The sequence below is a fragment of the Streptomyces tardus genome, from assembly GCF_018101125.2.
GTDB lineage: Bacteria > Actinomycetota > Actinomycetes > Streptomycetales > Streptomycetaceae > Streptomyces > Streptomyces tardus.
Map to the genome: position 1 here is coordinate 745667 of NZ_JAELVF020000001.1, position 22123 is coordinate 767789.

The 22123-nt window shown below is 72.1% G+C and carries 21 protein-coding genes; 11 read left to right on the forward strand and 10 right to left on the reverse strand.

Translation table 11 applies throughout. From position 1 onward, the window contains the following. Positions 1-11: 11 nt before the first annotated feature. From hutH to JGS22_RS03240, 3 genes are all read right to left on the reverse strand, one after another. Positions 12-1586 carry a histidine ammonia-lyase gene (gene hutH / locus JGS22_RS03230; RefSeq protein ID WP_211039127.1) on the reverse strand — a complete coding sequence of 525 codons (1575 nt, stop codon included), beginning with the start codon at positions 1584-1586 and terminating at the stop codon, positions 12-14. A gap of 511 nt (positions 1587-2097) precedes the next feature. Next, on the reverse strand, positions 2098-2289 hold the full coding sequence (locus JGS22_RS03235) for a DUF397 domain-containing protein (protein ID WP_211039126.1): 192 nt from the start codon (positions 2287-2289) through the stop codon (positions 2098-2100). Then, a complete protein-coding gene (locus JGS22_RS03240; protein WP_211039125.1) occupies positions 2286-3164 on the reverse strand; it encodes a helix-turn-helix domain-containing protein in 879 nt (292 codons plus the stop codon). Before JGS22_RS03240 ends, JGS22_RS03235 begins: the two co-directional genes overlap by 4 nt. 150 nt (positions 3165-3314) lie before the next feature. On the opposite strand from JGS22_RS03240, the gene JGS22_RS03245 reads away from it, so the two are divergent. The 4 genes from JGS22_RS03245 to JGS22_RS03260 all read left to right on the forward strand — a co-directional run bounded on the left by JGS22_RS03245 (position 3315) and on the right by JGS22_RS03260 (position 5895). Continuing rightward, positions 3315-3779 carry an ATP-binding protein gene (locus tag JGS22_RS03245; protein ID WP_372454185.1) on the forward strand — a complete coding sequence of 155 codons (465 nt, stop codon included), beginning with the start codon at positions 3315-3317 and terminating at the stop codon, positions 3777-3779. A gap of 145 nt (positions 3780-3924) precedes the next feature. Further along, positions 3925-4236 carry a WXG100 family type VII secretion target gene (locus JGS22_RS03250; protein ID WP_211039123.1) on the forward strand — a complete coding sequence of 104 codons (312 nt, stop codon included), beginning with the start codon at positions 3925-3927 and terminating at the stop codon, positions 4234-4236. Next, a complete protein-coding gene (locus JGS22_RS03255) occupies positions 4236-5189 on the forward strand; it encodes a WXG100 family type VII secretion target (protein ID WP_211039122.1) in 954 nt (317 codons plus the stop codon). The genes JGS22_RS03250 and JGS22_RS03255 overlap by 1 nt, the downstream gene beginning before the upstream one ends. A gap of 73 nt (positions 5190-5262) precedes the next feature. After that, positions 5263-5895: a hypothetical protein gene (locus JGS22_RS03260; RefSeq protein WP_211039121.1), complete on the forward strand. Its 633-nt coding sequence runs from the start codon at positions 5263-5265 to the stop codon at positions 5893-5895. Positions 5896-6099: 204 nt separating this feature from the next. Here the strand turns inward: JGS22_RS03260 and JGS22_RS03265 are convergent, their stop codons facing one another. From JGS22_RS03265 to JGS22_RS03280, 4 genes are all read right to left on the reverse strand, one after another. Beyond that, entirely contained in the window at positions 6100-7218 is a 1119-nt protein-coding gene (locus JGS22_RS03265) for a GGDEF domain-containing protein (protein ID WP_211039120.1), read from the reverse strand. A gap of 356 nt (positions 7219-7574) precedes the next feature. Beyond that, entirely contained in the window at positions 7575-8381 is an 807-nt protein-coding gene (locus JGS22_RS03270; RefSeq protein ID WP_211039119.1) for an enoyl-CoA hydratase/isomerase family protein, read from the reverse strand. Positions 8382-8612: 231 nt separating this feature from the next. Next, on the reverse strand, positions 8613-9689 hold the full coding sequence (locus JGS22_RS03275) for an adenylate/guanylate cyclase domain-containing protein (RefSeq protein ID WP_236073362.1): 1077 nt from the start codon (positions 9687-9689) through the stop codon (positions 8613-8615). A 438-nt stretch (positions 9690-10127) separates the two neighbouring features. After that, positions 10128-11084: a biotin--[acetyl-CoA-carboxylase] ligase gene (locus JGS22_RS03280; RefSeq protein ID WP_211039118.1), complete on the reverse strand. Its 957-nt coding sequence runs from the start codon at positions 11082-11084 to the stop codon at positions 10128-10130. Between the two features lie 110 nt (positions 11085-11194). On the opposite strand from JGS22_RS03280, the gene JGS22_RS03285 reads away from it, so the two are divergent. The 4 genes from JGS22_RS03285 to JGS22_RS03295 all read left to right on the forward strand — a co-directional run bounded on the left by JGS22_RS03285 (position 11195) and on the right by JGS22_RS03295 (position 14320). Beyond that, entirely contained in the window at positions 11195-12790 is a 1596-nt protein-coding gene (locus JGS22_RS03285; protein ID WP_211039117.1) for an acyl-CoA carboxylase subunit beta, read from the forward strand. 257 nt (positions 12791-13047) lie between these two features. After that, positions 13048-13251, forward strand: coding sequence for an acyl-CoA carboxylase subunit epsilon (locus JGS22_RS03290; protein ID WP_211039116.1), 204 nt, complete (start codon positions 13048-13050; stop codon positions 13249-13251). A 201-nt stretch (positions 13252-13452) separates the two neighbouring features. Then, a complete protein-coding gene (mmpB, locus tag JGS22_RS26710; RefSeq protein WP_268980881.1) occupies positions 13453-13584 on the forward strand; it encodes a morphogenic membrane protein MmpB in 132 nt (43 codons plus the stop codon). A 127-nt stretch (positions 13585-13711) separates the two neighbouring features. Then, on the forward strand, positions 13712-14320 hold the full coding sequence (locus tag JGS22_RS03295) for a Maf family protein (RefSeq protein WP_372454186.1): 609 nt from the start codon (positions 13712-13714) through the stop codon (positions 14318-14320). Between the two features lie 190 nt (positions 14321-14510). Here the strand turns inward: JGS22_RS03295 and JGS22_RS03300 are convergent, their stop codons facing one another. Then, entirely contained in the window at positions 14511-15023 is a 513-nt protein-coding gene (locus JGS22_RS03300) for a hypothetical protein (protein ID WP_211039114.1), read from the reverse strand. A gap of 647 nt (positions 15024-15670) precedes the next feature. Between JGS22_RS03300 and JGS22_RS03305 the strand changes: the two genes are divergently transcribed. Beyond that, positions 15671-17449, forward strand: coding sequence for an acetyl/propionyl/methylcrotonyl-CoA carboxylase subunit alpha (locus JGS22_RS03305; protein ID WP_211039113.1), 1779 nt, complete (start codon positions 15671-15673; stop codon positions 17447-17449). A 379-nt stretch (positions 17450-17828) separates the two neighbouring features. Here JGS22_RS03305 and JGS22_RS03310 read toward each other — a convergent pair whose 3' ends face one another. Together JGS22_RS03310 and JGS22_RS03315 are read right to left on the reverse strand one after the other, a co-directional pair. Further along, positions 17829-18749, reverse strand: coding sequence for a DeoR/GlpR family DNA-binding transcription regulator (locus tag JGS22_RS03310; RefSeq protein ID WP_308405489.1), 921 nt, complete (start codon positions 18747-18749; stop codon positions 17829-17831). 206 nt (positions 18750-18955) lie between these two features. Next, positions 18956-20386, reverse strand: coding sequence for an NAD(P)H-quinone dehydrogenase (locus JGS22_RS03315; RefSeq protein ID WP_211039146.1), 1431 nt, complete (start codon positions 20384-20386; stop codon positions 18956-18958). Between the two features lie 175 nt (positions 20387-20561). Here JGS22_RS03315 and JGS22_RS03320 point away from each other — a divergent pair, with 175 nt between their 5' ends. Together JGS22_RS03320 and JGS22_RS03325 are read left to right on the forward strand one after the other, a co-directional pair. Further along, complete coding sequence (locus tag JGS22_RS03320; protein WP_211039112.1) at positions 20562-20999, forward strand: gamma-glutamylcyclotransferase family protein; 438 nt, start codon at positions 20562-20564, stop codon at positions 20997-20999. 297 nt (positions 21000-21296) lie between these two features. Continuing rightward, positions 21297-22109: a purine-nucleoside phosphorylase gene (locus JGS22_RS03325; RefSeq protein WP_211039111.1), complete on the forward strand. Its 813-nt coding sequence runs from the start codon at positions 21297-21299 to the stop codon at positions 22107-22109. Positions 22110-22123 lie beyond the last annotated feature (14 nt).

The following is a 22123-nucleotide window of genomic DNA, read 5'->3' on the forward strand; positions in this document are numbered from 1 at the left end:
GCCGACTCGTCTCAGCCCAGCGGCCCGGTCACCGATTCCGCCGCCGCGACGAGCCCGCCACCGCGTACGAACGCCTCGGCCGCCGCCAGGTCCGGCGCCAGGAAACGGTCTCCGCCGGCCCCGCCCACGCCGGCGGCACGGGCGGCGTCCACCACCGCCCGTCCGGCCGGTGAGACCGCACCCGCGCCGGCGCTCCCGCCCGCACCGACCTCCGCGCGCAGCTCCAACGCCCTTGCGGCGGCATACAGTTCGACCGCCACCACCCGGGTGAGGCCGTCCACCGCGGTACGCAGCTTGCGGGCCGCGGACCAGCCCATCGAGACGTGGTCCTCCTGCATCGCGGAGGACGGGATGGAGTCCACCGAGGCCGGCGCGGCGAGGCGCTTGAGCTCGCTGACGAGCGCGGCCTGCGTGTACTGGGCGATCATCAGCCCCGAGTCGACACCCGCGTCCTGCGCGAGGAACGGCGGCAGCCCGTGCGAACGGTTGCGGTCCAGCAGCCGGTCCGTGCGGCGCTCGGCGATGGAGGCCAGGTCCGCGGCGGCGATGGCGAGGAAGTCGAGCACATAGGCGACCGGTGCGCCGTGGAAGTTGCCGTTGGACTCGACGCGACCGTCCGCCAGCACGACCGGGTTGTCCACGGACGCGGCCAGCTCCCGTTCGGCGACCTGCCGCGCGTGCGCCAGGGTGTCCCGCCCGGCGCCCGCGACCTGCGGCGCACACCGCACCGAGTAGGCGTCCTGCACCCGCGGGGCGTCGTCCTGGTGGTGCCCGGTGAGCCCCGAGCCGGCAAGCACCTTCAGCATGTTGGCCGCGCTGGTCGCCTGCCCGGGGTGCGGGCGCACCGCGTGCAGCTCGGGCGCCAGGACGCGCTCGGTGCCGAGCAGCGCCTCCAGACTGAGCGCCGCGGTGATGTCGGCGGCGGTGTGCAGGGCGGCGAGGTCGGCGCAGGCCATCACCAGCATGCCGAGCATGCCGTCGGTGCCGTTGAGCAGCGCCAGCCCCTCCTTCTCGCGCAGCTCCACCGGGGCGATGCCGTGCTCGGCGAGCAGCTCGCCCGCGGGACGCACCCGGCCGTCCGGGCCCTCGGCGTCGCCCTCGCCGAGGAGGGTCATGGCGCAGTGCGAGAGCGGCGCGAGGTCGCCGGAGCAGCCGAGCGACCCGTACTCGTGCACCACCGGGGTGATCCCGGCGTTCAGCACCTCGGCCATCGTCCGCAGCACCTCGGGACGCACTCCGGTGTGCCCCGAGGCGACGGTCTTCAGCCGCAGGAACATCAGCGCCCGCACCACCTCGCGCTCCACCCGCGGGCCCATGCCGGCGGCGTGCGAACGCACGATGTTGCGCTGAAGCCGGGCCCGCAGCTCGGGGCTGATGTGCCGGACGGCGAGCGCGCCGAAACCGGTGGAGACCCCGTACACGGGCTCCGGCCTGGCCGCGAGGTCCTCGATGAACCGTCGCGCGGCGCCCACGCGCTCCAGTGCCTGCTCGGACAGCTCGATCCGGGCGCCGCCACGGGCGACGGCGAGTACGTCCTCGGCGGTCACGCCGTCCGAGCCGACGACGACGGTGCTCTGCATATCCATATTCAGGCACCCTAGAGAGTGAATCCCGGTCTGTCACGAGGTGGCTCGCAGCCGGGCTCCGGCAGGCGGCAGGCTGGGCTCGCGGCAACGCAGGCGGCAGGTGCAGTGCGCGCGGCTGGGACAGTGCGCGCGAATTGGACAGTGCACCGGGATCTCAAGCCGGCCAACGTCATGCCGCCCCGCGACGGGCCCGTGAAGGTGCTTGACTGCGGCCCGAAGTCGATCGCCGACGATCGGGACGCGCGGCATCGGTCTCGAATCGGCGGGCTGAAGAGCAACGAGATCCGCGACGTCGATGAGCACCGGACCAAGCGGCTGGTGCTCACCGAGTGCGACCGAATGGCGGAGGCCGGAGTTCGCCGGAACGTCCACCGGCGGAGGCCGAGTCGGGGAACTTTCGGTCGCCCGTCAATCGGCCGCCGGCGAGTGGCCTCGGCATGGGCGAACGCGAAAGGGGCGGCTGCATGGGCAGCCACCCCGGTGGTGCAACTTGCTTACGACGTCCGCCAGTTCAGCTCGCGGAAGCGAACCGGACGAAGTCGTCCCAGCCATCGCGGTCAACGGCGAACGCCGGACGCGTCAGATCCTTGGAGTCCCGCACATGGACAGCCAGTAGGGCGATCGCGACTTCCACGCAGCTGTCGCCCTGACTGCCGCTGTAACTGGACTTGAACCAGTCAAGTTCCGTTCCACCGCTGGTCATAGCTCTCCTCGCAATCGCTCCAGCAAGGCCCTGGAGTCCACGGGGTTGAGGGCCTGCGAGCGCAGTGTTTCATAGCGCTGACAGACGAGGCTGACCTCTTTCCGGTCGGAAATCAGACGGCCGTTCTGCTGGCCTTCGGAGTATCCGAGTCGGCGCCCCTCCAGCGTCTCCAGCACCTGCACCGGCCCGTCCAGGCAGGCGTGCAACCCAGCGTCCAGCGGCACCACTTGGAGCGTCACGTTGCGTGGGGCGCTGCGTTCCAAGACGTGGTCGTACAGCTCCCGCATCGCGGCCACATCGCCGAAGCGCCGGCGGAAGACGTGTTCCTCAACGATGAAGCTGAACGGCACGGTCGGCCGGTCCCGCAACATCGTCTGCCGCTCCATCCGGACACTGAGCTGCGCCTCCAGATGCTCGTCCGTGTGCAGCGGGATAGTGCCCTCGAACACTGCCCTCGCGTACGCCTCGGACTGCAACAGCCCCGGGACCAGCCGACATTCGTAGGTGCACAGGCTCAGCGCTTCCCGCTCCAGCCGGGCCCAGCGGCGGAACCAGGCGGCCAGGCCCGCCTCGCCGCGCGTGAGGTGGCGGGCGGCCTTGCGCAACGCTCCCGTGTTGCCGGTCGCCTCCTCGCCGCGTTCGACGAACGCCTCGTCCGGCATACGGCGTCCCAACTCCACTGATTCCACGGTGTGTTTGGAGTAGCGGACACGGTCGCCGAACTCGGTCCGACTGAGGCCGGAGTGCTCCCGGAGCGCTTGGACGACCGCGCCGAACGTACGCAGGCTGTCCGACGGCCCCGGTTCTCGTTCCCACTCCCCCACATCCGTCCGCACACAGCCGACTCCGACCGCGTCCCCATCGACACTGACCATTCGCCACCCCTTTCCCCACCGTGCCGCGACGAGCGCGCCATGCGCTCCGCACCCACAGCTCACGGTGAACGACTTAGACGCGCACTGTCCACCGTCCGTGCCCGTACGCTGACTCCGCGTACGGGGCGCGGCGCTCGATTCCGTCCGCTCGTGGGCACCAGGCTGACGCCCATGCACCACACCCGCGCCCAACTCGACGCCCACACCCGCACGTTCAGCCAGCTGCTGTCCTCCACCCGGCGCGGCGCCCGCCTCGCCCGCCTGATCGGAACAGCCGAACTGCGCTCCTGGGACGTCCCGTTCGAGCTGTACGCCCGCGCGGAGACGGTGATCGCCGAACTCGCCGCCAACGCCGCCTTCCACGGCCGGGTGCCCGGCCGCAGCTTCCGCCTCACCCTCCGCTTCACGCCGCCGGGCGGCCCTCTCCGGATCGAAGTCACCGACGCCCGCGGCGACTTGCGACCCGAGCTCCGCCCCACCCCGGCCGACACCGATGAACTCGCCCCGACCGGCCGCGGGCTCGCCCTCGTCAGCGCCCTCACCGACCACTGGGACACGGTCTCCCACCCACCCAGCGGCAAGACCGTACGGGCCACCCTCACCCACCACCCCTGACCCCGCCCGTGGGCGGGGCCAACCAGTAAGCCCTGACGCACAAGTGACGGTCTGTCACCGATATGCTCTATCACCTGAGCGAGTACGCGCCCGAAACTGGTCAGGACCAAGCCAGAGCGCGTGCCCTCTTTCATGTGGAGGGGACATGACCGACTCGTACGACGTGGACGACGCGGCACTCCGCCGCTTCGGGAAGAGCGCCGAAGCAGCTGCCGAGCGCGTCGAGCGCATCAGAAACAGAACCAGCAAACTCACCCTTAATCAGGGCACATTCGGAAAACTGCCCCAGGCGGACTCCCTCAAGAACGACTACGACGAACAGCACACGGAGTCCACGAGCGACCTCAAGAACGCCGAAGAGAGTCTCAACGCCATCGCGGATGCACTGCGAGGATCTGCTGACAACTACGACAGCAACGAGCAGGAGCAGACAAAGCGCTTCGGCGGTGGCGCGTAGTGGGCGTCGGCGCACAGGCCGGTGACGCTCTCAGTCGCGTCAGCTACGCGCTCGACTGGAGCAACCCGCTGGCCAGCACCCTGGATGAGATCATCCGCGGAATCCTCAAACAGTTCAACGTCGACGAACTCCTGGAGCAGGTAAGCGGCGACGTCGAGCGGTTGGCAGAGGTGGCCACCGAGTGGCGGGTGGCGGCCCGCGACTTGCGCGGCGTGGTCGACGACCTCCAGGCGGAGCGCAACCTCCTCAACGAAGCCTGGAAGGGCCCTGCCGCCAAGGGCTTCGGCACCATGATGAACGGCTTCGAGAAGGCCCTGCTGGCCGAAGCCGAGGACATGGAGACGATCGCCCAACTACTGGAGATGGCGGCCAAGGAGTGTGCCGCCGCCGAGAAGCTCATGCTCGATCTCGTCGTGGAGATCGTTCAGGCTGTCATCGCCTCCGCCGCGACCACGGCGATCCTCGGAGTGCTGACCGCAGGAGCGGCAGCCGCCATCGGACCGATCATCGCGGGCGCCAACATCGCTTACCGCGTTGCGCGGGGAGCACGTATCACCGCCAGGCTGGCTGAGCGGCTCGCCGACCTCGCGCGACGTATGCAGGCCATGCGCAAGCTCGCCAAGGTGCGGCACGAGTTGCGCAAGGGGCCGAAACACTTCAAGGGCGGCCTCAAACGGTTCATCCGTCCGGAAGAGGGCCAGGCGCGGGACCCGATGGACCTTGTGCGCTACGCCGCGTACCGGCAGGCGAAGGGCGTGGTGAAAGCGGGCGTGCACGAGACGCTCGGCGTGGATCGGACAGGTGCGGTGACCGGTGTCGGCATGGAAGAGGGCCCCGGGATAGCAGAGCGACGTATTGAGTACCGCAATCGCCCAGGGCCCGAGAGCTTCGATGAACGGACCAAGGCCTCACCCGACCATGCGAAGAAGACCGTCCGTGAGGCCTTCGGCTGACGGCCGTCGCTCCGGCGCGCTCAGCGCGAGCAGCAGAGTGTTCGTACATCCAGAACAGCAAAGGGAGTTGAGCGTGAGCGAGCGGGACTCGGCGTTGACCGAGCGGGTGACGGCGGTACTGGCGCACGGCGAGACGTTGGTGGCCCGGCACGAGGCAGGCACGGGCAATCTGAAGCCCGGACCGCGTTTCTGGCAGCGTCCCCGGGTCTTCCCCGGGCAGCGCATGCCGGGCGACCGACTGGCCAATCTCGGCCTCGGGCTGCTTCGCGTCGTGGGAGCTCCGTGGAACGTCGTCGAAGCGCTCATGGAGCGGCTGATGTGGAACGACGGGCCCAGAAAGGGCGCGGTGTCGGGCGGCTGGGAGAGCGAGGCGGGTCGCCTGGCTCTCGCGATGCGTCCGCGCTCCCGCACCGGAGTGAGCCTGAACCTGGTCGTGACCAACTCCCACTACCGGCTGGTGTACGTACAGACCGCGCAGATCGGCAGCCGTGTCGGTGCCGCGACGGAGTGTGGATGGGCCGCCGACCTCAGCCGGATCAGCTGGGTGCGCGACCGCGGCGACATCAGGGGCGGGGTGCACGAGATCGGCTTCCCGGACGGCTCCTGGATGACGCTCACCCTCGCCTCACCCGGGTGGAGCGGGTTCGTCAAGGCCCTGCCCGCGCCCAAGCTGGGCCACCGCGACCCGCTGCCGGTCAGGGGGTAGCCGGCGGCCCCACCAGGGCGCCCGCCCGGCACGGTCGAGGCCCCCACGCGCCTGACCCGCGTCGTCGACCCGGTACGTCGGTTGAGCCGGGCGCCGGGTGAGGCGCCGGCGTACGGCCTGCGAGCCGTTCCGGCCGGGAGCCGTACGGGTCGCACGGGCCTCGCGGGCCGTACGGGCCGTACGGGCCCGTCCCGGGCGGCGGGGTCAGCGGCGCCGGAAGCGGCGGCGGTCGCCGGAGGGCGGGCGGGGCGCGTCGGCCAGCGCCGCGATCTCCCGGCCGGCCACCACCGGCCCCGTCGCCCGGGCGGCCTTGGCGCGGTACTGCGCCGCGTCCGCCAGCCGCAGCAGCCGTCGACCGGACCGCACCCGCCCGATCGGGTCGCCGGTGGACGCCACCCCGCAGGCGACACCCTCCCCGATCGTCAACTCGACCGCGCGGGCGCACAGTTCGGCGGCTGCCCGGACCACCTCGTCGGCCGGCGGCCCGACCGCCAGCAGACAGAACTCGTCGCCGCCCAGCCGCGCCGCCAGTGAGCCGGGCAGTGCGGCGCCGCAGCGGGAGAGCAGTGAGCCGAAGCGTTCCAGCAGGCGGTCGCCGGCGGCGTGGCCGTACCGGTCGTTGACCCCCTTGAGGCCGTTGACGTCGCAGACGACGAGGCTCACCACCACCGACTCGTCCCGGCGTCCGCCGAGCACTTCCGCCAGCCGCTCGTCGACCGCCCTGCGGTTCCCGAGGCCGGTCAGCGGGTCGGTGAACGCCAGCCTGCGCACCTCGGCCAGCCGCTCGTGCTGAGCGATTCCGGCGGCGGCCACTGCCGCCAGCACCGTCGCGAACTCCGCGTCCGCTGCGGCGAACTCGGCCCCGCCCGCGCCCCGCGCGACGTACAACTCGCCCCAGGCGCGTCCGTCCAGCACCAGTGGGGCGACGACGCAGCTGGTACGGCCGCGCCGGTGCAGCGCCGCCGAACGGTCCGAGACCGCCCCGCCCGCGTGCTCCACCCAGGCGGGCGGCGCGCTGACGACAGAGGGCGGCGAATCGCGGTCGGAACCGGGTTGTGAAGATTCGGTGATCTCGGGGAAGTCGTGGACGGGATAGGACTCGTCAGCCGGGAACGGGACCTCGCCGGGCGCGAGATCACCGTCGTTGACCAGCACCCGGAGCAGGCCGCCGGCCCGGTCCCAGCGGGAGACGGCGGCGAAGTCCCCACCCAGCGCACGCCGCGCGCCCGCGGCAGCCCGTGCGGCTGCCGCGGGAAGTGTGGGGGCGACGGCCATGGCCTGCGCGAGGGCCACGACGGCGCCGAGGTGCACCTCGTCCGACATCCCGTCCAGAATATGGCGATTTGCGCCCCCGTGCTTCGAGAGGTGCGCGACGCGGCGCGCAGGTAACACCGCAGGCGGACCCGGGCCGAACGCGGGCTCCGAACGGACTGGGCCGCCGCACACCGGTACCCCGCACATGCGGACCTCGGGCCCGGCTCCGTGCACGGAACACAGATCCCGGCGCCGCACACGGACCGCGGGCACAGGCACACGGACGCGGGCGCCTTACGCGGGCGCCTTACGCGGGCGCCTTACGCGGACCGGCGGACCGCAGCCCCGGACGCCGTACGCGGTCGCCCTCCGTACACGGGCCGCCCGCGGGAGCGGCGGTACGCCCCCGGACCGGACCGGCCGGGTCACCTGCCGGGCCAGTCCGGCTTCCGCTTCTCGTTGAACGCCGCGACGCCCTCCGCCCGGTCGCCGGAGAAGGCCACCGAGCGCCAAGCGGCGTCCTCGACCTCCAGACCGGCTCGCAGCTCCATCCCCCAGCCGAGTCGGAGGGCGCGCTTGGCTGCACGCAGTCCGACCGGCGAGTTCGAGGCGATCCGCCGTCCGAGCGCGAGGGCGGCCGACCGGTCCTCCCCTTCTTCGACCAACTCGTCGACCAGGCCGAGTCGTTGCGCCTCCCCGGCCTCCACCCGGCGGGCGGAGAAGACGAGTTCGGCGGCGCGGGCGGCTCCGACGCGGCGCGGCAGCAGCTGCGTACCGCCGCCGCCCGGGATGACGCCGACCGAGACCTCGGGGAGGCCGACCACCGCGGTGGCGTCGGCGACGATCACATCGCAGGACAGCGCCAGCTCGAACCCGCCGCCGAGCGCGTATCCGTGCACCGCGGCGACGGTGGGCACCGGCAGCTCCAGCACGCCGGTGTACGCGGCGCGCGCCACCGGGCGCTGCTGCACCAACTCGGCGTCGCTGAAGGAGTTGCGCTCCTTGAGGTCGGCGCCCACGCAGAAGGCGCGCTCACTGCTGGAGGTCACCACGACGGCCCGTACGTTCTCGTCCGCGCCCAGTTCGGCGCAGGCGTCGGCGATCGAGCGGGCCATCCCGGTGGACACGGCGTTCATCGCGCGGGGGCGGTCGAGCACCAGCTCCGCCACATGTGTGCGCTCGCCCTGCTCCTCGTCGTACCTGACCTCGACGTACTCACCAAAGCGCGTCATCGTACCCTCCCAGTTAACGGTCGCTCACACCCTAGCGTTCGGTCGCTCACGGGGGTACGGAGCACGCCTCCGGCTCCGCCGTACCGCGCCGACGTCGAGCCGGCCCGGCGAACTCACCGCACCCGTACGGAAGTTGGCCCGCCCCCGAAGCGGAGGCCGGCTCAGGGGCCGGGGCAGCACAGACGGCAGCGGGCGGCGAGGCAGCCGGAACCCGGCAACGCGGCGGCAGGGCTACGGGCGGCGGGAGAGCAGCCAGGGTTCGACGACACCCAGACCGCGCACGGGGCGCTGGTAGAGCGGGCGCATCGCGAAGCGGTACGCCTTGGACTCCTCCTCGCCGACCCACTGCGACTCGACCTCCGACTCCGGCGCCTCACCGGTCTCGGTGAGCTTCTCCCGCACCACACCGTCGACCAGAACGGTGTCCTTGGGCGCCATGGAGGTCAGCCGGCTGGCGAGGTTGACGGTCGTACCGAAGACGTCGCCCATCCGCGTGGTGACGGTGCCGAAGGCGAGGCCGACCCGCAGCTCGGGCATGGTCTCGTCGCCCGCCAGGGTCTCGATCATCCGCAGGCCGATCTCCGCGGCGGTGCCGGCGTCGTCGGCCACGTAGAGGACCTCGTCGCCCAGGGTCTTGATGAGCCGGCCGCCGTTGGCCGCGACCAGATCGGCCGCCGTGGTCTCGAACGCCTCGACCAGCTCGCCCAGTTCCTCCTCCTCCAGACGGCGGGTGAGCCGGGTGAAGCCGACCAGGTCCGCGAAGCCCACGGCCAGCCTCCGGTCGACCATCTCCTCGTCGTCCGCGGCCTGGACCACGCGCCCGGTGGCCGCGGCGAGCTGGCGGCGCCAGACGTAGACGAGGAACTCCTCCAGCTCCGGCAGGAGCAACTCGACCAGCGGGTAGGTGACTTCCATCCGGCTCATGCCCGGTTCCGGCTGGACGGTGAGTCCGGCGAGGAAGGAGTCGACCTGCCACTCGGCGAGCCGTGCGGTGGTCTGGCCGGTGGAGCGTGCGACCTGGATGGCCATCGCCTCGTTCAGCAGGCCCGCCTCGACGAGGCCGGCGAGGCGGCGCAGGGCGAGGACGTCGGCTTCGGTGAGCGCGCGGGCCTGGCCGATGTCGGGGAAGCCCATCGCCCGCCAGAAGCGGGACGCCAGCTCCATCGGCACACCGGCCGCTCTGGCGGCCTGGAAGGCGGTGTACTTGCGCCCGGCGTCGAGGATGAGCTCCTCGATCTTCAGCGCGTTGGGGTTGTCACCGGGCATCAGCTCCCGGTCCGGCGCTTCGACGGACGCGGCCGGGCCCAGCCCGGAGACAGTGGAATCCGCGGGCTCGAAGACACGGTCCGGGGCGGCTTCGCCGGAGGAAGCCCCGCGCGGCTCTGCCTGCGGGTCGTGGCGACGGTCGGTGCGGGAGTCGGGAGCGTCGTCCGGGGTCGGGCCGGTGGCGCCGGGTGCCGACGCCCGTCGAGCGTCGGAGGCGCCGCCTCCCGATTCGCCCCCTCGTCCGCCACCCGCTTCCGGGTCCGCGACGTGCGGGGAGTCCTCCGGTTCGTTCGCGGTCACTGCCCGCCCCTTACCAGGTCCGTGCGCACTGCCCTTCCGTTCTCACTCCCACCGCGCCCGTCGCGCCGCGTACGGCCCCACGATACGGCAGCTGCACCAAACCTCACCTGGCACGGTGCTGGACGCGTCGGCCGTCCCCCGGGCCCGGCCGCACGGCTGCGGTCCGCGGAACGGCGCCGGTCAGCCGCCCGGACGCAGATGGACGATGTCACCCGCGTCGAGCGATTCCAGCACCCCGTCGCCGAGGTTGAGCACCAGCCGGCCGTCACCGTCGATGGCCACCGCCTCGCCGACCAGCTGACTGCCGCCCGGCAGCTCCGCGCGGACCTGGCGGCCGAGGGTGGCGCAGCCCGCGGAGTACGTCTCCAGCAGGCCGCAGGCCGCGGCGTCGCCCTCGGCGTCCCGCCATTTGCCGTACCACTCCTCGACCGACCGCAGTACCGCGCGCAGCAGCGGGTCGCGGTCGGTGTTCACCGCGCCCGCGAGCCGGAGCGAACCGGCCTGCGGAACGGGGAGTTCGTCCGCGCGCAGGGTGACGTTGAGCCCGATGCCGAGGACTACGGCGCCGCTGTGCCGGTCGCCGATGCGCTCGGCGAGGATGCCGCCGATCTTGCGTTCCTCGCCGTCGACCGCGGCCAGCAGATCATTCGGCCACTTCAGCGCGGTGTCCACGCCTGCGGTGCGGGCGAGCGCCGTGGCGGTGGCGACACCTGCCAGCAGCGGCATCCAGCCGAGCCGGTGCGGCTCGATGTCGGCGCCCGGCCGCAGGACGACCGAGACGAAGATCCCGCTGCGGGCGGGCGCGTTCCAGCCCCGGTCCAGCCGGCCGCGTCCGGCGACCTGGCGCTCGGCGACGAGAACGGTGCCCTCCTCGACCTGCTCGTGCGCGAGGCGGCGTACGAGGTCGGAGTTGGTGGAGCCGGTCTCCTCGACGATCTCCAGATCGGTCCACAGCCCTCCCGCCCGCGGGTCCGCACCGCTCGCGTCCGGGCGGGTGCCGCCGGAGAGCAGCGCGCGGCGCAGGGCCACGGCGTTCAGCGGAGGGCGGTCGAGATCCGTCCAGGGGCCCGGCGCAGTAGCTTCGGTCGGCTTGGCGGGCCCGGGACGAGGCCCATTCCCCGACGAGTTCGGCTTCATGCCTCAAGCCTAGGGTCCGCGGATGTGGCCAACGCCGCATCAGCGAGACCTGCACACCGCCGTTACTGTTACGGGCCGGTAGTTCTCAAGGACGAGTAGGAGCCGCTCTCGTGCCCGAGCAGGAAAAAACGCCCGACATCCACACGACAGCCGGCAAGATCGCCGATTTCCGGCGCCGTTCGGAGGAGGCTGTCCACGCGGGCTCGCAGCGCGCGGTGGAGAAGCAGCACGCGAAGGGCAAGCTGACCGCCCGCGAGCGGGCGGAACTTCTGCTGGACGAGGGCTCGTTCACCGAGCTGGACGAGTTCGCCCGGCACCGCTCGACCAACTTCGGGCTGGAGCAGAACCGCCCGTACGGAGACGGAGTCGTCACCGGCTACGGCACGGTGGACGGCCGCCCGGTGGCGGTCTACTCGCAGGACTTCACCATTTTCGGCGGTTCGCTCGGCGAGGTCTACGGCGAGAAGATCGTCAAGGTCATGGACTTCGCGCTGCGCACCGGCTGTCCGATCATCGGCATCAACGACGGCGGCGGCGCCCGCATCCAGGAGGGCGTCGCGGCGCTCGGCCTCTTCGCGGAGATCTTCCGGCGAAACGTTCACGCCTCGGGCGTCGTCCCGCAGATCTCGCTGATCGTCGGTCCCTGCGCGGGCGGCGCGGTCTACTCGCCCGCGATCACCGACTTCACGGTGATGGTCGACCAGACCTCGCACATGTTCATCACCGGCCCGGACGTCATCAAGACGGTCACCGGTGAGGACGTCGGCTTCGAGGAGCTCGGGGGCGCACGCACCCACAACACCACCTCGGGCGTGGCGCACCACATGGCGGGCGACGAGAAGGACGCGATCGAGTACGTCAAGACCCTGCTGTCCTACCTGCCGTCCAACAACCTCTCCGAGCCGCCCGCCTTTCCCGAGGAGGCGGACCTGGAGACCTCCGAGCGCGATCTGGAGCTGGACGTCCTCATCCCGGACTCCGCGAACCAGCCGTACGACATGCACTCCGTCATCGAACACGTCCTGGACGACGGGGAGTTCCTGGAGACGCAGGCTCTCTTCGCACCCAACATCGTCACCGGCTTCGGCCGGGTCGAGGGCCGGCCGGTGGGCGTCGTCGCCAACCAGCCGATGCAGTTCGCCGGCTGCCTGGACATCGACGCCAGCGAGAAGGCGGCGCGGTTCGTACGGACCTGCGACGCCTTCAACGTGCCGGTCCTGACCTTCGTGGACGTGCCCGGCTTCCTGCCCGGCACGGAGCAGGAGTTCCAGGGCATCATCCGGCGCGGCGCCAAGCTGATCTTCGCCTACGCCGAGGCGACCGTGCCGCTGATCACCGTCATCACCCGCAAGGCATTCGGCGGCGCGTACGACGTGATGGGCTCCAAGCACCTCGGCGCGGACCTCAACTTCGCCTGGCCGACGGCCCAGATCGCGGTGATGGGCGCCCAGGGCGCGGTCAACATCCTGCACCGCCGCCGACTGGCCGCCGTCGAGGACGAGACCGAGCGCGAGGCGCTGCGGGCGCAGCTCACCCAGGAGTACGAGGAGTACCTCCTCAACCCGTACGTCGCTGCCGAGCGCGGCTACGTCGACGCCGTGGTGATGCCCTCCGAGACCAGACGGCACATCACTCGCGGGCTGCGCTCGCTGAGCAACAAGCGGGAGCAGCTGCCGCCGAAGAAGCACGGCAACATCCCGCTGTAGCGGGCACGGCCGGGCAGTTGCCGCGACCCGGCACGCGCCGGCGGGCGGAGCCCGGCTCCCGCCGGCGGGAGCGGCGCGGCGGGGCGCGTAGGAGCGCGGCGGGGCGCGGGCGTACCCGGGCGTCCGCCGGGTAGGTGTCGGACACCCGGGAGCGGAGCCGCCCCCGGGAAGCGGTACCGCAGCTCGCAGGCGGTACCGCGCGGCCAGGACCGGCACCGCAGGACCGAGGACGACGAGCCGAACGCAGGGAGACCGCGATGATCAAGGTCGTACGGGGCAACCCGACACCCGAGGAGCTGGCCGCCGCGCTGGCAGTGGTCCAGGCGCGCGCCGCAGCCGCGGCGGCGGTCGAGGAGCGGTCGGACGATCCCTCCGAGTGGTCCGATCCGGCGCGGATCGTCCCGCGGCGCGTACCCGAGCCCGGGCCGCGCGCCTGGCGCACGACGTACTGGCCCGCCTGAGCCGCGGGGCGACCGGGCCGTTGCGCGGACGTCACGGCCCGGTTCGCGGTTCGCGGCAGCGGATTTCGCTGCGTGCACCGGACAACCACGCCGTCCGTCCCGTTACGGGCGGTTGAGCCGCCCCGACCGGGTGCGATCCGGGCCCGCGCCTGAGTACGCGTACTCAGGCGCGGCGGCGTTCCGAGGGGCACGCTGGTGCACATGCTCTGGTCCGACCCCCCACCCGAGGGCCCCTCGAAGCGGCTGCTCGCCGTACAGCAGCGTCTCCACCGGGCGGCCTGGCTGCTCGCTGCGGTGATCTTCACCGTGATGCTGGTACTCGGCGTCCGCTGACTCCGGCGCTCCCGATCGGCACCTCCGCAGGGGAGAAGGCGCGCGCCGCCGGGTGCCCGGTTCCCGCGCGCCGGCGCCGTGCCGGGCAGTGGGCCGGGTGCGGCCGGCCGGTTCTACGATGGGCGGCATGAGCGCTGCCGCCCGACGTCTCGTCCTGGCCTCCAAGTCCCCTGCCCGCCTCGGCCTGTTGCGGCAGGCCGGCTTCACCCCCGAGGTCATCGTCAGCGGGGTCGACGAGGACGCGCTGGACGCCCCCACCCCCGGCGAGCTCGCGCTGGTGCTCGCCGAGGCGAAGGCCGAGGCGGTGGCCGCACGCGAGGCCGCGGCCGGGGCGCTGGTCGTCGGCTGCGACTCGGTGCTGGAGCTGGACGGTCGCGCGCTGGGCAAGCCGGACGACGCCGAGGACGCCATCGCGCGCTGGAAGTCCATGCGCGGTCGCAGCGGAGTCCTCCGGACCGGTCACTGCGTGATCGACACCGCGGACGGCCGCCGAGCCGCGGCCACGGCGTCCACAACGGTGCGGTTCGGCGAACCGAGCGACGCGGAGATCGCGGCTTACGTGGCGACGGGCGAACCGCTGCACGTGGCCGGGGCCTTCACCCTGGACGGCCGCTCCGCCCCCTTCGTGGACGGGATCGACGGCGACCACGGCAACGTCATCGGGCTCTCGCTGCCACTGCTGCGGCGACTCCTGGCCGAGCTGGACATCTCGGTCACCGACCTCTGGACGTCCTGACCCGCGCGGCTCCGCACCTCGTACCGCCCGGTCGGCGCCGTACGCGCCCCGCCGCGCTCCCGCTTCCCGCGCGACTCCGACCGGGAGGCGGAAGTCCCGGGCCACGGGCGGGAGTTCCGCCCAGCGGCTCGACGGCCCAGCGGCCCAGCGGCCCGACGGCCCGACGACCCGACGGCCATCGCTCAACGGCTCACGCGACCGGGCTCGGACCCGCCGGGCTCGACGACACACCGGGAACGGGTGTGTCCGAGGCGGACGCCTTCGAACCGGGCGAACCCGAGCCGTGCGCGTCCGGGACGGGCGGCGACCCCGGGGCGGACGCGTCGGCTCGGGGCTCGGGCGGGGTGTGCTCCAGCAGCGTCCAGACCAGCAGACCGAGCACCGCCGCCGGCACGAGGAACGCCCCCCAGCCGACCAGCGCGACGGCGAGGACAGCGAGCACACCGTGAGTGACCGCGCAGGCGATCAGGGCGATCCGCACGGCCCGGCCGAGCGGGCGGTCCCCCAGCCCGGCACGCAGCACCAGCAGCGCACAGAGCGCCAGACCGAGGCCGAGCAGCGCCCCCGCGCCACGGGCAGCGAGCGCGATCGTTCCCGGCCCGATCCCGTCCAGAAACATCTCCTGCCGCTGTACGAAGACGGCCAACACCCAGAACAGGGCGGCGAGTACGGCGCCCTCCACCAGCAGGACGACTGCTGTCACGATCGCTGTCGCGCGCCTCTGGCCCATCCGGCACCTGCCCAACTTCCGTGCTGTTACCGCGAGTACGCCCACTGCGACCGGCACGCTACTAGCGGGTAGTGCGGGCGGCAAGACTCGCGGCCCACAACGACCGACCCGGCCGGCACACCACCCGACTCGATCGCGGCGGACACCCGCCGGAACCCGATCGCGCGACGACAGGCGGCCCGCAGCGCCGGCCCGCGTCCGCCGGCCAGGACCGGCACCCCGATGCCCTCCCGGGCACACCCCGCTCGCACCCGAACCCGAAACACCCACACCCGAACCCGGACGCCTGTGCACAGCCGCACCCGAACCCTGCCCGAACCGGCGTTCACGCCCTCCTGCGAGCCCGCACCCGAATCGCGCGACCGCAAAGAACCGGCGTCCTCTTCGTGGGAATTCCACAAAAAGCACCGCTCTTCGCCAACGCCAATCTGCCGGAAGTCCCACCCGGCCTCGACACCGGGCAGCGAACGCGAAAGGGCGGCGTACCTTGGTACACAGGGGATTTGAGTCCCGCTCTGGCCCGTTGCCACTGCTCGTGTGGGCAAGCTCACGCCCTGGGGTGGCTCTGCGCGCGGTGTTGCCAGTACCTAAACTCAGCTTGTTTCACGGAGGGAGCCATCGTGCGCAAGGTGCTCATCGCCAACCGAGGCGAAATTGCTGTCCGCGTAGCCCGTGCCTGCCGGGACGCCGGGATCGCGAGCGTAGCCGTCTACGCGGAGCCGGACCGGGACGCACTGCACGTGCGCGCGGCCGACGAGGCATTCGCCCTGGGCGGTGACACCCCCGCGGCCAGTTACCTGGACATCGCGAAGGTGCTCAAGGCGGCTAAGGACTCCGGTGCCGACGCCATCCACCCCGGCTACGGCTTCCTCTCCGAGAACGCCGACTTCGCCCAGGCCGTGCTCGACGCCGGACTCACCTGGATCGGGCCGCCCCCGCAGGCGATCCGCGACCTCGGCGACAAGGTCGCCGCGCGGCACATCGCCCAGCGGGCCGGCGCGCCTCTGGTCGCCGGCACCAAGGACCCGGTCGCCGGCGCGGACGAGGTCGTGGCCTTCGCCGAGGAGCACGGCCTGCCGATCGCCATCAAGGCCGCCTTCGGCGGTGGTGGCCGCGGCCTGAAGGTCGCCCGCGAACTCACCGAGGTCGCCGAGCTGTACGACTCCGCGGTGCGCGAGGCGGTGTCGGCCTTCGGGCGCGGCGAGTGCTTCGTCGAGCGCTACCTCGACCGGCCGCGGCACGTGGAGACCCAGTGCCTGGCGGACAGCCACGGCAACGTCGTGGTCGTCTCCACCCGCGACTGTTCCCTCCAGCGCCGCCACCAGAAGCTGGTGGAGGAGGCCCCCGCGCCGTTCCTGACCGAGGAGCAGAACGCCGAGCTGTACCGGGCGTCCAAGGCCATCCTGAGCGAGGCCGGCTATGTCGGCGCCGGCACCTGCGAGTTCCTCGTCGGCCAGGACGGGACCATCTCCTTCCTGGAGGTCAACACCCGTCTCCAGGTGGAGCACCCGGTCACCGAGGAGGTCACCGGTATCGACCTGGTCCGCGAGATGTTCCGCATCGCCGACGGCGAGGAGCTCGGCTACGACGACCCGCCGCTGCGCGGTCACTCCTTCGAGTTCCGGATCAACGGCGAGGACCCGGGCCGCAACTTCCTGCCCGCCCCCGGCACCGTCACGACGTTCGCCCCGCCCTCCGGCCCGGGCGTACGCCTGGACGCGGGTGTGGAGTCGGGCAGCGTCATCGGCCCCGCCTGGGACTCCCTCCTCGCCAAGCTCGTCGTCACCGGTGCGACTCGCCGGCAGGCGCTCCAGCGCGCGGCCCGTGCGCTCGCCGAGTTCCAGGTCGAGGGCATGGCGACCGCCATCCCCTTCCACCGCAAGGCCGTCACCGACGCCGCCTTCGCCCCCGAACTGACCGGCAGCGACAAGCCGTTCACCGTCCACACCCGGTGGATCGAGACCGAGTTCGCCAACGACATCCCGCCGTTCGCCACCGTGGGCGGCGAGGACGAGGACGGCGAGTTCGGCCGCGAGACCGTGGTGGTGGAGGTCGGCGGCAAGCGGCTGGAGGTCTCGCTCCCGTCCTCGCTCGGCATGCCCCTCGCCCGCGCCGCGGTCGCCGGCGGCGCCAAGCCCGCACGCCGCAAGGCCACCAAGAAGTCCGGCGGTTCGGCCGCCTCCGGGGACGCGCTCGCCTCCCCCATGCAGGGCACCATCGTCAAGGTGGCGGTCGAGGAGGGCCAGCAGGTCGAGGAGGGCCAGCTGATCGTCGTCCTGGAGGCCATGAAGATGGAGCAGCCGCTGAACGCGCACCGCGCCGGCACCGTCAAGGGGCTCGCGGCGGAGGTCGGCGGTTCCCTCTCCTCCGGCACGGTCATCTGCGAGATCAAGGACTGACCCCCCGTACGCCGCCCGCCGTACGGGAGTTGCCGGAGCTCGCCCGTACGGCGGTCAGGCCTCGGACAACCGCCGTACGGCGATCTGCGCAGCACAGGCGCACCGGGCGTCCCGCACAGGGCAAGCGACCTGCGGCGGGGCGCCTGCGCCGTTGCGGTCACCCGTCCCGAGTACGGCAGTTGCCGGGGTGCGCCCGCGGTCGCACCCCACTCGTACAGCACGCGACCGCCCCAGCTCCGGCCCGCACGGCCGCACAGCACGGCCCACGCCCGGCGACCCGCACCGCACGGCCGCACCTCCGGGCCCGCGCCGCGCGGTTCACGGCAAACGGCGGCGCAGGCGAATCGCCCGCGCCGCACCTGCTGTTACGTTTCCGCGGTCAGCGTCTGCGGTGACCCAGGTCCGCGACCTGGGTCACGGCCCCCGCCACCCGGAGCGCCGAAGCGCCGCCTCCTCCGAGGGGGTTGCGACGCTGCTCCGGCAGCGCCTCCCGGCGCGCACCGCCGCCCTCCGGGGCCGAGGGGCCCGCGATGGCGATCTGTACGCCCTGGTCAGCCAGCGCCTGGAGCTCCGCGCCGGCACGGTCCTCGCCGCCCTGCGGGTCGTCCGTCACCAGATGGGTGATGAGATCGGTCGGCACGGTCTGGAACATCGTGTCCGTGCCCAGCTTCGAGTGGTCGGCCAGTACGACCACCTCCGCCGCCGCCTGGACCAGCGCGCGATCGACGCTGGCGGAGAGCATGTTGGAGGTGGACAGACCGCGCTCTGCCGTCAGACCGCTGCCGGAGAGGAAGGCGCGCGAGACCCGCAGCCCCTGGAGCGACTGCTCGGCGCCGCTGCCCACGAGCGCGTAGTTGGAGCCGCGCAGGGTGCCCCCGGTCATCACCACCTCGACGCGGTTGGCGTGCGCCAGTGCCTGCGCGACCAGCAGGGAGTTGGTGACCACGGTCAGGCCGGGCACCCGGGCGAGTCTGCGGGCGAGCTCCTGGGTGGTCGTACCCGCGCCCACCACCACGGCTTCGCCCTCGCGCACGAGACCGGCCGCCACCTCGGCGATCGCGGTCTTCTCCGCGGTCGCGAGATGCGACTTGTGCGGGAAACCGGACTCCCTGGTGAACCCACCGGGCAGGACCGCACCACCGTGCCGGCGGTCCAGCAGGCCTTCGGCCTCCAGCGCGCGGACGTCCCGCCGCACGGTGACTTCTGAGGTCTGGACGACTCGGGCAAGCTCACGGAGCGACACGGCCCCGTTCGCCCGCACCATTTCGAGAATCAATTGACGACGTTCTGCTGCGAACACAGAACAGACCGTAACGCGAACGACCGTCTGCTTTCAGCGGATTGCCGTGATTTACCGAAGTTGTTCGCCTCTGCTTCGACTGCGTGGTATACGCCCGGTCCGGTGTTGTACAACTACCCCTCGCCGCTGCCCGTTCACCGTCGAAAAACGCCCCGACCCGGGCCCGGAACGGGCGGGTCGGGGCGCCTGGCGGGCGCTGAACGGGCTCAGCCCTGGGCGGCCTTGGTGGTGTGCAACTGTCGGGCGACCTCCCCGATCGAACCCGAGAGCGAGGGGTACACGGTGAAGGTGTTGGCCATCTGCTCGACCGTCAGACTGTTGTCCACCGCGATCGCCAGCGAGTGGATCAACTCGCTCGCTCGCGGCGAGACGACCACTCCGCCGACCACGATGCCGGTGCCCGGACGGCAGAAGAGCTTCACGAACCCGTCCCGCACGCCCTGCATCTTCGCCCGCGGGTTGCGCAGCAGCGGCAGCTTGACCGCGCGCGCCACGATCAGCCCGGAGTCGATGTCCGCCTGGCTGTAGCCGACGGTGGCGATCTCGGGGTCGGTGAAGATGTTCGCCGAGACGGTGCGCAGGTTCAGCGGAGCGACCGTCTCGCCGAGGATGTGGTACATCGCGATGCGGCCCTGCATCGCGGCCACCGAAGCGAGCGCGAAGACCCCGGTGCAGTCGCCGGCCGCGTACACCCCGGGGGCGCTGGTGCGCGAGACCTTGTCCGTCCAGATGTGCCCGGAGTCCTTCAGTCGGACACCGGCCTCCTCCAGGCCGATTCCCTCGCTGTTGGGGATCGCGCCGACCGCCATGAGGCAGTGCGTACCGGTGATCACCCGGCCGTCGGAGAGAACGACCTCGACCCGGTCGCCGATCCGCTTGGCGGAGGCGGCGCGCGAGCGGCTCATGACGTTCATCCCGCGCCGGCGGAAGACGTCCTCCAGCACGGCCGCGGCGTCCGGGTCCTCGCCCGGCAGCACCCGGTCCCGCGAGGAGACCAGCGTGACCCGGGAGCCCAGCGCCTGGTACGCCCCCGCGAACTCGGCGCCGGTGACGCCCGATCCGACGACGATCAGCTCTTCCGGAAGCGTGTCGAGGTCGTAGACCTGGGTCCAGTTGAGGATGCGCTCGCCGTCGGGCTGGGCGTCCGGGATCTCCCGGGGATGGCCACCGGTGGCGATCAGCGCGGCGTCGGCGGTCAGCCGCTGCTCGGTACCGTCGGCGGCGGTGACGACGACCTCGCGGGAGCCGTCCGGTGCCTGGGTGGGCTCCAACCGGCCGTGCCCGCGCATGATGCGGGCGCCTGCCCGGATGACGGAGGCGGTGATGTCGTGCGACTGGGCGAGCGCCAGCCGCTTGACCCTCCGGTTGACCTTGCCGAGATCGACACCGATCCCGCTCTCCTGCGCGGCGTCACCGACAGTGATCCCCAACTCCTGGTGCGAGGACTCGAAGTTGGTCATCACCTCCGCTGTGGCGATGAGGGTCTTGGACGGCACGCAGTCGGTCAGCACCGACGCCCCGCCCAGACCGTCGCAGTCGACGACGGTCACCTCCGCCCCGAGCTGCGCCGCCACCAGCGCAGCCTCGTATCCGCCAGGTCCGCCGCCGATAATCACGATCCGAGTCACATACTCCAGTGTCCCGTACGGCGGCGGCGGCCGGGCCCCCACCCCCCGACGACGCGCCGCGTCACGGAGCGTGTCCGCCGGCCCGCACTCACGGGCGGCGAACACCCGCGCCGAACGAGGGGTCGCGCCAACTCGAACCCGCGCGGCCCACCCGCCGGGGCCGCGCTCCCGTACTCTCTAAGCCATGTCGCTCTACGCCGCATACGCCGGGAACCTCGATCCCCGGCTGATGTCCCGCCGGGCCCCGCACTCCCCACTGCGGGGTACGGGCTGGATCACCGGTTGGCGCCTGACCTTCGGCGGCGAACACATGGGCTGGGAAGGCGCGCTCGCCACTCTCGTCGAGGCGCCCCGGTCCGAGGTCTTCGTCGCGCTCTACGACATCGCCCCGCTCGACGAGGACGCGATGGACCGCTGGGAGGGCGTCGGCCTCGACATCTACCGACGGATGCGGATCAAGGTGCACACGCTCGACGGCGACCTGCCGGCCTGGGTGTACGTGCTCAACGGCTACGAGGGCGGGCTGCCCTCACCGCGCTACCTCGGCGAGCTGGCCGACGCGGCGGAGTCCGCCGGAGCACCCCACGACTACGTGACGGAGCTGCGCAAGCGCCCCTGCTGAACCGCCGGCCGGCCGCATCGGACGCTCGGGACGCACCGGCTCATCAGCCCGCACCCGCACGCAGCCCGTACACCCGCGGCACCCGAGCGCGAGGGTGTCCCGTACGCGCACGGCGGCAAGCAGATCCGGCACCACGTCCACCGCTGCACCCGCCACCAACTTCCCGGTGTGGACACGTGAACGCGGCGGCGCGCACGTACCGCGGATCGTACGAACGCCGAGCCCGCGACCTGTGTTTTCAGCCCCAGTCGCACAGAGCTTCTACGCGCGTAGGCGCTTTCGCGCTACCCTCGTCGGGTGAACGCATCCGACATCTCCACCGACCCGACCGGGGCAGCCGACGCGGCTGCCGCCCGGCTGCGCGAGCTGACCGGCGCGCAGAGCCACGACGTCGCCCTGGTCATGGGCTCCGGCTGGGTGCCGGCCGCCGAGGCGCTGGGCGCGCCCGAGCTGGAGTTCCCGATCACGGAGCTGCCCGGTTTCCCGCCGCCCGCCGTCGCCGGCCACTCGGGCAAGGTGCGCTCCTACAAGGTGGGCGAGAAGCGCGCGCTGGTCTTCCTCGGCCGCACCCACTACTACGAGGGCCGCGGCGTCGCCGCCGTCGCCCACGGGGTGCGCACCGCGGTGGCCGCAGGCTGCAAGACCATCGTGCTGACCAACGGATGCGGCGGGCTGCGCGCCGGGATGCGTCCCGGTCAGCCGGTGCTGATCAGCGATCACCTGAACCTCACCGCCGCCTCCCCGATCGTCGGCGCGAACTTCGTCGACCTCACCGACCTCTACTCGCCGCGGCTGCGCACGCTGTGCCAGGAGATCGACCCCACCCTGGAGGAGGGCGTCTACGCCCAACTGCCCGGGCCGCACTACGAGACGCCCGCCGAGGTCCAGATGACCCGCGTGCTCGGCGGCGACCTGGTCGGAATGTCGACCGTGCTGGAGGCCATCGCGGCCCGCGAGGCCGGCGCGGAGGTGCTGGGCATCTCGCTGGTCACCAATCTCGCCGCCGGTATGACCGGAGAGCCGCTCAACCACGAGGAGGTGCTCCAGGCAGGCCGCGACTCCGCCAGCCGCATGGGCAGCCTGCTCGCCCAGGTGCTCGACCGCATCTGATCCGCCTCCGGGCC